This is a genomic window from Pseudomonas sp. HPB0071 (assembly GCF_000478505.2).
Lineage (GTDB): Bacteria > Pseudomonadota > Gammaproteobacteria > Pseudomonadales > Pseudomonadaceae > Chryseomonas > Chryseomonas luteola.
Genome location: NZ_KI517368.1, coordinates 43,873 through 55,595, shown reverse-complemented (window position 1 = coordinate 55,595; position 11,723 = coordinate 43,873). Strand labels below are relative to the sequence as shown.

The following is an 11,723-nucleotide window of genomic DNA, read 5'->3' as shown; positions in this document are numbered from 1 at the left end:
GTAGTGTGGCTCGATCAGGGCAATCAATCCCTTCCACGGCACCACCTGATCCATCTCGATCAGGAACAATTCCTTACGGGTCTGCTTGCGCTTGCTGGCGTACTCGGCGTCGGCGAAGGTCATCTGCTTCATGGAAAAACTCGGCTGGCGGGATCGGCGTATTTCACCAGATTCGGGAAGTCTTTTTCAGACCTTCCTTAGGCGTAAGCACCAATACGTCCCGTGTTTTTCGATGGTACTCTTTTCAGGCGGAAAGACTGGTTCTAGAAACCGGGTTAAATCGCTTCGAGATCTGACCGTTACTGTTCCAAGAAACAAGCGGGATGTTGGTCTGCACGCATGTCGTTTGAACATATTCCTGGGTTGGTCCTGGCCGCGCCAATTAAGCCAACGCTCAATATGACTGCACAAATGTTCCAGATTCAATCGGAAGGAGGCTGATACGATCCCAAGACGATCTGTTTGTTGCCGTCCATGATATCAAGGCGAAAGTCCTAACTATGACAGACGACAGGAAAAGCTGGGTTCACCTGAACCAGGACGCCGAAACCGGTATCGAGACCATTCGTGCTCATTTTGAGGGTCATGCCTATGATCCCCATTGGCATGACAGCTATCTTGTAGGGTTTACCGAGCAAGGCGTGCAGCAGTTCAGCTGCCGGAATGCGCTGCACGTCAGCACCCCTGGTAAGGTCTTCATGCTTGAGCCGGGTGAGATTCACGATGGCCATGCGCCGGCAGAGGGTGGGTTTACCTACTCCATGCTTTATCTGGAGCCGCAGTGGATCGAGCGTGAGCTGAGGATGTTGCATGAGGATGCGCCTGTACAATGCCTTCCCAGTTTTGGCGCGACACTAACCGATCAGACCGAACTCATGATCGCTATTGCCGATGCGTTCAAGGCGCTCGAATACAATGAGTTGAGAATAGTAAGGCAGACCGCGCTGGATCAATTGCTGATCAAGCTGACCGACCATGTGAAATGGCGAATGCGGGGAGCTTATGATCCCAGACTTCCGTTGGTGGCTTATCGCGTTCGAGATTATCTTCACGCTCACATGCAGGACGATGTAGGCCTGGATGAGCTTGCTAATACCGTAGGTGTGGATCGATTTCGCTTGACCCGAGCCTTCAAGGCCGCCTTTGGTTTGGCACCGCATGCTTACCTCATCCAGCTGCGACTCGCCAAGGCTCGTTTTATGTTGGCGAAAGGCGATCAACCGGCCGAGGTTGCCATGAGACTCGGTTTTGCGGATCAGAGCCACATGGGCCGTTGGTTCCGCCGCGCCTATGGGCTGACTCCAGCCAGCTACCGCAAGCGCTGCTCAAATCTTCCAGACGCCTCACGCAGCTAACACCACAATCGACTCCAGCCGTATAACTGTGGAGTCGATATGATGATTTCTGTGCCGTTCATTCTGTTCTCTCTGGTAGCCTCCATCACTCCAGGGCCTACCAACATCCTGGTGCTAAGTCACAGTGCCCGCTATGGATTCTGGAAGGCATTACCTATTGTGCTGGGCGGGTGTGCGGGCGCGGCCGGTATCGTGCTGGTAACAGGCGTGGGTATTGGCGAAAGCCTGACGAGCTACCCGTTGATCCAGCTCGTGATGAGCACTGCCGGCGTGCTGTGGTTGAGTTATCTGGCCTGGCAGATCTTTAGCAGCCCAGCCACGCCATTGAATGAGATGAGTGAGTCCATGGCCAATGACAAGCGCGTCGGGTTTGGCGGAGCGGCCGGGTTGCAGCTGATAAATCCAAAGACCTGGATGATGGCCATCGCCGTTATCAGCGTGTTTACGCAAGCCGGGTCAGACAAGGCCGCGCAGGTGGTACAGCTGACATCTGTATTCTTTGCGATATCGATTCCATGTCTGACGGCATGGGCGGTGCTGGGCTCAAGCGTTTCGCGCTGGCTCGATTCTGCCACCCGTGTCAGATACTTCAACCGTCTCATGGGCCTGCTGTTATTGGGATCGGCTTGGCTGAGCCTGCTTTGATGTTTGTCCCATAGTTAGGCCAGACAGCTGCTTGGCCTAACTATGGCTGTCTTCATGTAGTACTTTCAGGATATTTGGCTCGAGCCAGCCAGCCCTTCCATAACCATTTTCTCTCATGAGCATCCAGAGGAGCATCGAACGCGTGCAATGCTAGCCACTGGTTGAAACGCAGCTGTTCGAGTTCTTCGGCTGGCTTGCATACCGGCCCACCCAGAACCTGTTCGATATTGTTAAGCAGTGGGGCAGGTACCTGTTCGCGATACAGGCAAATCTGCTCTCTCAAGACATCCAGTGTGTAGGTGAGGATTTCCTTGTCAGAAAACTCAGGCACGGACATAAGACACCTCTTGCAGCATTGATCATTAAGCAAAAACGGTTAAATACGATCCGTCGCGATGTCACATGAAGCGGGTTAGTGCTGAGTCGTTAGTTGGGCAAGCAAAAGCCCCATTTCTTTTACCGGCACGCAGTAGTTCGGGTTACAGGCGCTAAGTTCATGAATAGCCGTGGTCGAGCTAATAGCCTGTCTTTGATCCTCTACGATGCAGATCCCCCCGGCGCCTTTGATGGCGCGCAAGCCCTCGACGCCGTCTCGTCCCGATGCTGATAACACCGCGCCTATTGTACGCGGCCCAAATACCTTGGCTGCAGAGGTGAACAGTTCATCTGCTGAGGCATGCTCATGCCTTGCGGAATCAAGCCGTTTAAGCCTGATCATGCCCTTGGGCTCTATAGTGACTTGATACCCAGGCGGAGTGAGATAGACGCAGCCCGCCACGAGTAGCTCGCCGGGTGTGCATACTTTTACGGGAAGGAAGGTATAGCGTCCCATAAGCGTTACGAGCGCCTCTACAGGACTGTCGGTTGCTACACGAAGCATCACAACGACACAGGTTTCCAGGCGAGAAGGAAACGTGCTGGCGAGCTGGCATAAGGCTCTAAGACCAGGAAGGGGGGAGGTAATAACTACAATGTTGTTGATTGAGCTCATCTTAAACTTCTCATGCAAAACGCTGTGAAAGCATGTCCTGATGAAAAGGTAACTCCGGCTTACTGCCCTCACGCTCCGTATGCGGCTGCGTACAGACGGAAAAACAACGGGAATAAAAAACTGTATCGCCGCGAGTACAACAACTTCGCCAACACACTAAACGCGGCGATACAGAGGAGCACACTTCATGAGCTATGACATCACTACAGAACAGGTTCAAATACAACCTGTATTCAATGGAAAGCTGGGTGAAAGATAAGTTGCAGAATTGCTAAGTCATTAAATTCTTTGAACTTTATTAAAATACAAGTTTTGCTAAGTAGATACCAGACGCTGATTAAGATAGCGCTTCGTTGGAACGGCGCAATTGTGCAGATTTGCTTTTTAACCTTCTACATGAAAATTGTACATGTATAACTATGGACCTATCTGTACGTCTTAGCCCTGTAATATCTTGAAACATCCATCAATCCTTATATACGACTACGGCAGCTGAAACAGGTAAGCTTTAGTCCCGGATCACAGCTGCTACTCGCCGTCGACGTTGGACGTAAGCAGTGAGTCAATGGCGTGAGCGTTCAAAGGCATACGATGCTACCGGTCTCATCTACCCAGTGATCACACAGAAACAAGGCTTAGTACCCCTGTTTTGGCTAGCCGATATCGAGCAAGGTCTTCTGCCAGAAACAGCGAGCCCTGGTAATGGTGTGCAGCTTCACTACGGATATCCTCAATGGAGGGAGACTGCTCCGGATTGGCTTGATAGCGGGCGCTAAAGTGCGTCAGGACAAGATTGGGCAGCCCGCTGGATTGGGCAAAGCTCGCAATCCCGGCCGCTGAGCTATGTCCGAATGTATCGCCAGCCCTGTCTGCCACATCTTGTGTATATGTCGACTCATGAACAAGCACCTGAGCTGGCTGGCAAAAGGTCCGCAACAGCTCGGGCTGATCGTTGTCACCGCAGACGACCAGGCAGCGAGCCGCTTGGGGGTAGTACACATAATCGGCGCTTTTAAACGTTTGGCCTTCATGTACCACATCAATGCCTTTACGCAGCTGTCCCCAGATTGGGCCGCGTGCAATACCTTCGGCATTCAATTTTTCAGTGTTTAGATGAGGTTCACGGGCTGTTTCGGTAAACCGATAGCTGAAAGAGGGCACGCGATGGGAGAGGGGCGTAGCATCGACCGTCCACCGTGGAAATGCCCACTGCCCTAGCGCCTCAGCCGGCAGAAACTCTACGTCAAAGGGCAGGTACAGCTGGGTGAATTGTCGAGTCGCGTTAAACCATTCGGCAATGCCCGACGGGGCAATGATGGGAAGTGGCTTCTTTCGGCCTGACATGCCTGCGCTGGCCAGGAGGCCTGGCAAGCCATAACAGTGGTCACCATGGACATGTGTAATGAAGATGGCCTGCAGATCATGCAGCGACAGACGTGTACGCAGTAGCCGGTGCTGAGTGGCCTCGCCGCAATCAATCAGAAACCAGTCACTGCCCATCTCTTCCTGTAGGGCAAGCCCGGTCACGTTGCGTTTCTTGGTCGGTACGCCAGCGGACGTGCCCAGAAATAGTAAATCCACAAATGCCTCTATTTATTGGTGCCGCACCAGTATCAAGACATAGTGTATATCGCAGATGGCTGCAAGGTGGTGAGCATGAGACTTGCCGACCTCCGTGTCGGCGTATTTCAGAACGCTCAGGTTCCAGGCGCGACGTCATTTCTGGCGATTCGGATTTCTTGCACCATGGCCTCGGAGAACTTCTGGGCGGCTGACCAGCGCAGATGGATTGCATCGATGAAGGATGTCTTGGCGGTAATCCATTCCTTGTCGCCATTCCAATACTGGGCCTTGGTTGGCGCCAGGGCGGTAGCAAGCTGCTGGTCGAAATTAGCCAGAAAGACACCTGTTGGATCTTGCTGGGCTTTCCAGTCAGGATGTAATGGCGTGGATACGACCGTTAATTGCCGTCCCTCCTGGTACAAACGGGTAGCCAGGGTTTGCAGGGCATTGAAACAGGTTGAATCCAGCGCTTCCGGGCGGCCATAAAGCAATTCACGACTGTTCACCGTATTGAGCGGGCCGTCCCCGTAGCGATTGAACACTAAGGGATCGAACTCGATACGGTTGGCGCGCTGATCTTTTACCTTCAAGGCATTGCGCATCAGCGAGCCGGGGGAGAAATAGTGCATGTAGTAAAGCCAGGGTGACGTTTTCTCATACACGTACTGATCAACATCGTTGCGATTGAATACGGCAGCCGAAACACGCCAGCAACCCGCAAAATCCTGGGGGTCGACTACCACCAGGACATGCCTGACGGTAGGTTCCCGGTCAAGTAGCCAGTTGGCAACGTATACCGACTGATTGGCATGCAGACCACAGAAGGCGCCGTTCAGCGGGCGCGTACCTGGGGAATGCCTGACGATGGCATCACCATCGATATGCCGCCAGGCTACAGATGACCCTATCACCAGCAGGTCTGGCGATTCGATGGGATTTTCACGTAGAAAGCTGAGTTTTTCGTCAACGCACAGGCTATTGGAAAATGCCGGTGGGGGCAGGTTATCTGTGCCGCGCAGGCCGAGCAGCAGCATCCAGAACGCCGCGAGGGCACCCGCCATTCCGCCAAATAGTGCAAGCAGGTAGCCGGCAGAAATCCTGCTGCCGGAACTGGAGGTGGGCTTGTCATCCGCTGCTGAAGTCTTCATGACACCGCCGCTCCTTCGAGTTTGGATTGTATCAGCTGAGCGAAATGGCCCACATTCTTGAGTGACTCAAGCTCTGCGGTCCTGAACTTGATACCAAAACGCTGCTCTGCCGCCACGATCAGGATGACATGCGTCTGGCTGTCCCAGCCGTCGATGTTGTCGGCGGTCATGTCTGGAGCAAGCACAATGTCGTCGTCATCGAACACGTCGCTGAAGACCTGGGTCAGTGCGTTGAGAATGTCCTTATCGTTCATACGTCAGTAACCTCGATGAAGTGGCGGGAAGTACGGGGTGAGAGCAGGTCATAACGCCAGAAGCTGGCGTTGGGGATAGCGCCTTCAGGTGCTGGGCAATGATCAAAGCCCAGCGCTGCATAATGTTCGGCAACCATGCCGTTCCGGTCGGTAGGGCGATATTCGCCGATGAGCGCTGCCCAGCCAGCTGCCGTTGCACGTTTGATCAGTACGTCGAGGACGGCCTCTTCTACCTGACGGCCCAGGACGCGGCAGCTCATCAGCCAGGTATCGATAAGAAGTTCATCCTGAGCCCATGCGGTATCTGCGCGTGCGAGAACTACGCTGATCAGGCCGTTATCACCGAATTTGTCGCTCAGGCGCACCGCAAGGGCAACTGCACGATTATCTGCTGCAAGGCGTTCGACCTCCGCTTCGCTGTAGCGGTGCGTCGTAAGGTTGAACTGATTGGTCTTGTTAATCAGCTGCGTGGTACGGATCAACTCTGCCGGACCGATGGTGGTAGCGGTAAGAACCATTTGCAGACCGCGCAGGTAACCTTCCATGTCGGTTGCCTGGCTCATGGCAACCTTGCGTTCGGCGTTAAGGGCATAGTGACGGCTGCGTGCAGTGTCGTCTGTGGTGAACGAGACTGTCTCGAAATAACCGGCAGCCGCTACGCGAGCAGGGTAGTCGGCTACATCCTCGGGAAGTTCCGGCACCGCCACCTCGGGTAGCTCACGGCGAACAATGTCACGCTCAGCCGGGTTATCGTCGACAAAGACTAGGCTGTCGAGTCCGATATTGAGCATGGAGGCAATACGACGCAGGTTGCCCGCCTTGTCCTCCCAGTTGGCGACAAAGGCGGCGATATCGGAGCGCTTGAGACCCATTTCCGGGTGGTCGAACGCCGCTTCAGCTACTGCCAGATCGTTCTTGCTACAGACCGCGAGAATGATGCCTCGTTTGGCCAGCTTCCCTGCGTAATGCTGGAATGCCAGAAACGCTTCACCTGCCGGTGATCCCTGGCCTATCTGGATGCCATGAACACCATCGTCGCCAATCACGCCGCCCCACAGAGTGTTATCAAGGTCCAGGACCAGGCACTTGCGTGAGAGACCGACCCCAGCGGCAGCAACCCTTGCCAGCTGATCGCCATAAAGGGGGGCCAGCGTTGGGCTGACCAGCTGTTTGGCTTGGTGCCACCGCACAGGCTCAGCCAGACCGGTGCCATACATCCCTTGTGCAGCTTGCCACGCCAGGTCCATCAGCAGTACACCTTCTTCCTTTGCCGCTGCACGGATGGCGGTATTGAGCCGCTCGATTACGGCAAAGGGCGCGGCTGGAACATGGGCTTCGAATGAGCCGAACAGCAAGGGTTCTGTAGTGACAAGCGTTTGCTGAATAACCTGCGCTGCGTAACGTTCCCGGGCGAGGCGCCAGAGGTGGCGTAACTCCTCGATACGCGTCTCAACGGCGCTTGAAACCTGCGCCTCTGATGCATCCAGGGGCAGCTGCAGGGCGGTGTCTTTTGCATCCACGGCCAACAGAATCACCTGAGGGGCAAAGGACGATAGCGCAGGGTCGTCCATTAGTAAGGCCTGTCGATACATGCCATACGGGGCAACATACACGGACAAGGCCAGACGCCGGGAGAGACCTGCGATCCGAATGGCAGGAACGAGATGATCCACGGTATGGGAGGAAAGCAGGGCGATACGCAAGGGACGCAAACCCAGTGTTGCCAGATCTCCTGCTGTGGTGAGATCACTTAGTCCTTCTGCGGCAAGCTTATCCAGTCGGGCGGTAAGGGTGAAGTCGCGTCGAAATCCGGATAAATAAGCCGCCTGACTGAGCCGCTTGGCAGGGTCTGCCTCTCGCTTGGCCTCGCTGATCGCTGCGCCGAGATCTGGATGAGGGGGAAGCCAGGGTAATAGGTCCATCATGGAATGCTCCTGTTTCGACACTTAGAACTGGAAGTAAAGAAACTCGGTCGGGGCCGCAGAGAACGCAGAGGCCAATGCAAAAAAACCCAGTACACCCAAGGCAGCGCCCAGCACTGGCGTAGGCCGCCACGCCACGAAGGGGAACCAGTGTTCGATCCAGTTTTCCTTTGGCCGAAAGTTCAGGGCAGTGCGGAAGTGATGCATCCACTGGCCGATATTGGGCATGGTCCAGACAAAGGCCAGCAACATAGCGATGGCCAGGAAATCGGACTTGTCGAGCTTGGTCGAGACGTCGCTCAGGCCCACCATGCCGGCGAGGATTGCCATGGCAGCGGACACGCTTTCGGCTCGGAAGAACACCATGGCCACCACCACACAGGTGAAGGTGAGCAGCAATGCAGCGACCTGATGGATTCGGTTGTCACTGTCGAGCTTCCAGCCTTTACTGACCTTATAGGCGCGCCAGCCATGGGCGACCACAAGGTAAAAACCGTGGAGTAGCCCGAACGCTACGAATTGCCAGCCGGCCCCATGCCAGACGCCGGAAATGAACATGGTGAAAAGGGTAGGGTAGGCCACCAGCGCTACAAAGGTACCAAGCGACATTTTTCCGCGCTTGGGCAGGGGCTTACCGGCAGCCAGCCGTGCACGGGTAATCCGCATGACGATGGGATTGTAGATATAGGCGGTCAGAAAGCGTGTCAGCGTCATGTGCCAGCGAGACCAGTAGTCGATCACGTTGCGTGCCTTGAACGGGCTGTTGAAGTTGGCCGGTAGGCTTATTCCAAAAAGAAGCCCCAGGCCGATCGCCATGTCGCTATAGCCGGAAAAATCAAAATAGATCTGGAGGGTGTACGTAAGCGCGCCGGTCCATGCGTCGAAGAAAGAGGGCGTCACGCCGTCGGCTGCCAATGCAAACACCGGCGAAGCTTTTTCACCCAGCGGGTCGGCGATAACAACCTTCTTGAATAGCCCCAGCAGGAAGATAGTGGTGCCAATAGTGAGATTATCCAGGCGGGGTTTGAAGTTGTTGCGTTCGCGAAACTGCTCCAGCATCTCACGGTGATGGGTAATCGGTCCGGCGATCAGGTGCGGAAAGAAAGTAATGAAAAGGCAGTAGTTGAGAAAATCATGTTCAACAACTTCACCGTCGTGTGCATCGACCAAATAGGCAATTTGCTGGAACGTGAAGAACGAAATCGCCAAGGGTAGAATGATGTCACTGACCGTCCAGCCTGTATCGAGCACATCGTCAAGCGTACCGAGCAGAAAACCGGTGTATTTGTAGTACCCCAGCAGTGCCAAGTTGGCAGTAATACCTAGGGTCAGGGCCCAGCGGGAAGGGTTGCGAAGTAGATAGCCACCCAGCAGGTAATTAAAGATCATGCTTGCGGCCAACAGCGGAACGTTGGCTGGGTTCCACCAACCATAAAATACCAGGGAGGCGAGTGTCAGCCAGACGATCGCCAGGCGTTGTCGACCCGTCCCACCCAATACAAAAAAGCCTAATAGTACGACTGGAAGAAATCCGGCTATAAACGCAAACGAGTTAAAAAGCATCGTCCTGATCCTCTTAACAACGCCGTTCCATGGCCAAGGGCTCGCCCGGCGACAAGCCAGAGCGGGGTGGTTTCCTTGGCACTGCATCATGAATGGCTATCACTGATATCCACCACGGCCATCTACTACCGACCGCGCATAAGTGCCTTTCACCGTCGCGTACGGGGATTTTGATCCAAAACGTTTGTGCGCTCGGCCACAGAAAAATCCTATATCTCCGTGTAGCACCTATGCTTAGCGCCTGCCAAAAAAGCTCGCCGCTTCAAGCGGCAGATTTGCTTATTTATGTGATCTAGTTTGCTTTGTATGGAAAGAAAAGCGCTGTTTATTAATGTTCTGTTAATGAGTCTTTACCAGATTGCCCATAAATTGTGACGGCTATCACTCATAAATGGGGCGCGGTTGTTGTTGCTCCTTAAAACAAATAACGGAATTACAAAATAATACCAGCCCTATAAATGGTTTAAGAAAACTAACAAACCCAAGCACATAACAAGTAATCAGAAACGTAAAAACAAAAAGGCCACCATTAGGTGGCCTTTTCGCTAAACAGACGATTAGCGTTTGGTGCGGGTGGTAGGATCAACATCGTCCATATGATCGGTGCCACGCATGCCAGCCCGGGTTGCGACATTGTCATTTTCGATGTCTACATCGGTACGGCGTACTGTGTCATGAACCGTTTCGTTATGATGAGTCGTTTCCTTACCTACCACGACTTCTTCCACAACTCGAGCGGTTTTCTCAACAACGGCTTCTTCTGCCGTTTCCTGGATCTCTACCGTTCCAGATTTGAAGGCAGAAAGATCGTCAGTGGAGACTGGGCGGTCGACAGGGCGACGTTCGATAACGGCATGCTGTTCGCTGAGGTTGACCGTTTCTTCAACGGGACGCTCACTCATACGTGATACCACTCGTACGCGGCCCAGGCTGTTTTCACGTTTGCCGACCTTCAACTCTTCTTCCATGACTGGAATGGCCGTGCGGTCAGTCGCTTCAGTAGGCGTCTGGTCAGCGTGGGTAGTGGACCCTGCACCCAGTGTAGAAGCTGTGTTAGGGTAGTCATTCGATACCGGCCCGGTAGCGGCGCTGGTGCCCATGGTGGTCGCTGAAGAGCCGATCGCACCCTGGTTGCTCCAATTGGCGCTGCGCTCGTCGATATCAATTGCGCCATTGCGCTCCATGATTTCTTCAACGACACCTACTTGTGCGTCGTCATTGACGGTAACAGTCACTACAGTGGATCCACGGCGTACCGCTTCAGGATAGGTATCGGCGTAGCGGCTATTATGGGTGTCGCTGTCGCTGAAGATTGAGCGGAAGAAGCCGCCGATCTTGTCGGTCATCGATTCATCGTCGTGAGTACGGGTGTCGGACCGCATGGAAGTATCTGTCGTGCCGTCGAGCACGGGGGATTCGTTAGAGGCGGCCATGCGGATGTTCGTTTGGGATACGCCTTTGGACAAAAGCTCACGCTTAACCTGTTCTGCTTCGTTAACGTGGTCAAATGCTGCAACTAGAATGTGCTGTTTCATAAGGTCACCTTTCGTTCTCTTCGGCAGCTGTGCTGCGATTCGATTGGGCGGTGCAGACTGCGATTACCGCGCGGAACCGGAGTGATCTGACTCCGGATGAGAGTGGCTGCGTTCCACAGTCACGTTTTCGCGTTTCAATGTGACCGGCACGGTACGTTGTGCTTCACGAGTGACGCGTTGGACATGAAGTTCTTCCTTCAACATCAAGCGTTTTTCAACAACCAGAACTTCTTCGAAAACAGGGATGATGGTGACATCACCGTCCTGCCGCACCTGTGGAAGGTGAGCGGGGTCGACTGGCGTGTCGAATTTGACCCGTTCGATAACCGTTTCCTCATACCGCAAGGCGTCAGAAACGGTGTATTCCTTGGACTCGACGGTCTTATTGATCCGGACGCGGCCGGATTCGACAGTCTCTTTATGAAGCTCGGCACGCTCTTCAACGATAGGTATCGTTTCGGTTGCTTGCCTATCAGACTGGTCGTTGTTCATCCGTCTATCCTGCTGTTGATTTCGCTCGGTGTTTTCATGCCCTTCGTGAAAATGGAGTGAGTCATGAACGGTTCGTTCAGAGAAACTTACGAGCGGTAGGGCCGGTTCTAGACTGGTTGAGAGCTGTGTCTAAAACCAGAAGATTTACAGGAACGTAAGCGGTCTGTAGGAGTCGGCCCAATGCAACCGAGCAAGCGTAACGCTGTTAAAGGAGGTAATGAGAGGAGGCGGACGCAGAAACGCCCGCCGACATGA

10 protein-coding genes and 2 pseudogenes are annotated in these 11,723 nt (G+C 54.0%); 2 read left to right on the top strand and 10 right to left on the bottom strand.

Annotated elements, in window-relative coordinates; translation table 11 throughout:
• A pseudogene (locus tag HMPREF1487_RS27380) lies at positions 1-132 on the bottom strand (IS5/IS1182 family transposase); the annotation flags it as partial.
• A 368-nt stretch (positions 133-500) separates the two neighbouring features.
• Here HMPREF1487_RS27380 and HMPREF1487_RS19950 point away from each other — a divergent pair.
• Both HMPREF1487_RS19950 and HMPREF1487_RS19945 read left to right on the top strand, forming a co-directional pair.
• Positions 501-1,355 carry an AraC family transcriptional regulator gene (locus HMPREF1487_RS19950; RefSeq protein WP_010798525.1) on the top strand — a complete coding sequence of 285 codons (855 nt, stop codon included), beginning with the start codon at positions 501-503 and terminating at the stop codon, positions 1,353-1,355.
• A gap of 39 nt (positions 1,356-1,394) precedes the next feature.
• Entirely contained in the window at positions 1,395-2,000 is a 606-nt protein-coding gene (locus HMPREF1487_RS19945) for a LysE family translocator (protein ID WP_010798524.1), read from the top strand.
• 52 nt (positions 2,001-2,052) lie between these two features.
• Here the strand turns inward: HMPREF1487_RS19945 and HMPREF1487_RS19940 are convergent, their stop codons facing one another.
• From HMPREF1487_RS19940 to HMPREF1487_RS26905, 9 genes and pseudogenes are all read right to left on the bottom strand, one after another.
• Positions 2,053-2,337, bottom strand: a complete 285-nt coding sequence (locus HMPREF1487_RS19940; RefSeq protein WP_010798523.1) for a hypothetical protein — start codon at positions 2,335-2,337, stop codon at positions 2,053-2,055.
• Between the two features lie 75 nt (positions 2,338-2,412).
• On the bottom strand, positions 2,413-2,991 hold the full coding sequence (locus tag HMPREF1487_RS19935) for a chemotaxis protein CheB (RefSeq protein WP_010798522.1): 579 nt from the start codon (positions 2,989-2,991) through the stop codon (positions 2,413-2,415).
• 618 nt (positions 2,992-3,609) lie between these two features.
• Positions 3,610-4,572 (bottom strand): ribonuclease Z, encoded by a 963-nt coding sequence (locus HMPREF1487_RS19930; RefSeq protein ID WP_010798521.1) that lies wholly within the window; start codon positions 4,570-4,572, stop codon positions 3,610-3,612.
• Positions 4,573-4,688: 116 nt separating this feature from the next.
• Complete coding sequence (locus tag HMPREF1487_RS19925) at positions 4,689-5,702, bottom strand: hypothetical protein (RefSeq protein ID WP_010798520.1); 1,014 nt, start codon at positions 5,700-5,702, stop codon at positions 4,689-4,691.
• Positions 5,699-5,956 (bottom strand): acyl carrier protein, encoded by a 258-nt coding sequence (locus tag HMPREF1487_RS19920; protein WP_010798519.1) that lies wholly within the window; start codon positions 5,954-5,956, stop codon positions 5,699-5,701. Before HMPREF1487_RS19920 ends, HMPREF1487_RS19925 begins: the two co-directional genes overlap by 4 nt.
• Positions 5,953-7,878 carry an HAD-IIIC family phosphatase gene (locus HMPREF1487_RS19915; protein WP_037031127.1) on the bottom strand — a complete coding sequence of 642 codons (1,926 nt, stop codon included), beginning with the start codon at positions 7,876-7,878 and terminating at the stop codon, positions 5,953-5,955. Before HMPREF1487_RS19915 ends, HMPREF1487_RS19920 begins: the two co-directional genes overlap by 4 nt.
• Positions 7,879-7,902: 24 nt before the next feature.
• The gene (locus tag HMPREF1487_RS19910) at positions 7,903-9,441 is read right to left on the bottom strand and encodes an MBOAT family O-acyltransferase (RefSeq protein WP_010798517.1); all 1,539 of its coding nucleotides are present in this window, start codon (positions 9,439-9,441) and stop codon (positions 7,903-7,905) included.
• A gap of 557 nt (positions 9,442-9,998) precedes the next feature.
• Positions 9,999-10,976 carry a YsnF/AvaK domain-containing protein gene (locus HMPREF1487_RS19905; RefSeq protein WP_010798516.1) on the bottom strand — a complete coding sequence of 326 codons (978 nt, stop codon included), beginning with the start codon at positions 10,974-10,976 and terminating at the stop codon, positions 9,999-10,001.
• Between the two features lie 63 nt (positions 10,977-11,039).
• Positions 11,040-11,483, bottom strand: a pseudogene (locus HMPREF1487_RS26905) (YsnF/AvaK domain-containing protein); the annotation flags it as partial.
• Positions 11,484-11,723 lie beyond the last annotated feature (240 nt).

What these genes read in the sequence shown, in the direction of transcription:
- HMPREF1487_RS19950 (WP_010798525.1), top strand. Translation starts at nt 501, where the DNA reads ATGACAGACGACAGGAAAAGCTGGGTTCACCTGAACCAGGACGCCGAA.
- HMPREF1487_RS19945 (WP_010798524.1), top strand. Translation starts at nt 1,395, where the DNA reads ATGATGATTTCTGTGCCGTTCATTCTGTTCTCTCTGGTAGCCTCCATC.
- HMPREF1487_RS19940 (WP_010798523.1), bottom strand. Translation starts at nt 2,337, where the DNA reads ATGTCCGTGCCTGAGTTTTCTGACAAGGAAATCCTCACCTACACACTG.
- HMPREF1487_RS19935 (WP_010798522.1), bottom strand. Translation starts at nt 2,991, where the DNA reads ATGAGCTCAATCAACAACATTGTAGTTATTACCTCCCCCCTTCCTGGT.
- HMPREF1487_RS19925 (WP_010798520.1), bottom strand. Translation starts at nt 5,702, where the DNA reads ATGAAGACTTCAGCAGCGGATGACAAGCCCACCTCCAGTTCCGGCAGC.
- HMPREF1487_RS19920 (WP_010798519.1), bottom strand. Translation starts at nt 5,956, where the DNA reads ATGAACGATAAGGACATTCTCAACGCACTGACCCAGGTCTTCAGCGAC.
- HMPREF1487_RS19915 (WP_037031127.1), bottom strand. Translation starts at nt 7,878, where the DNA reads ATGGACCTATTACCCTGGCTTCCCCCTCATCCAGATCTCGGCGCAGCG.
- HMPREF1487_RS19910 (WP_010798517.1), bottom strand. Translation starts at nt 9,441, where the DNA reads ATGCTTTTTAACTCGTTTGCGTTTATAGCCGGATTTCTTCCAGTCGTA.
- HMPREF1487_RS19905 (WP_010798516.1), bottom strand. Translation starts at nt 10,976, where the DNA reads ATGAAACAGCACATTCTAGTTGCAGCATTTGACCACGTTAACGAAGCA.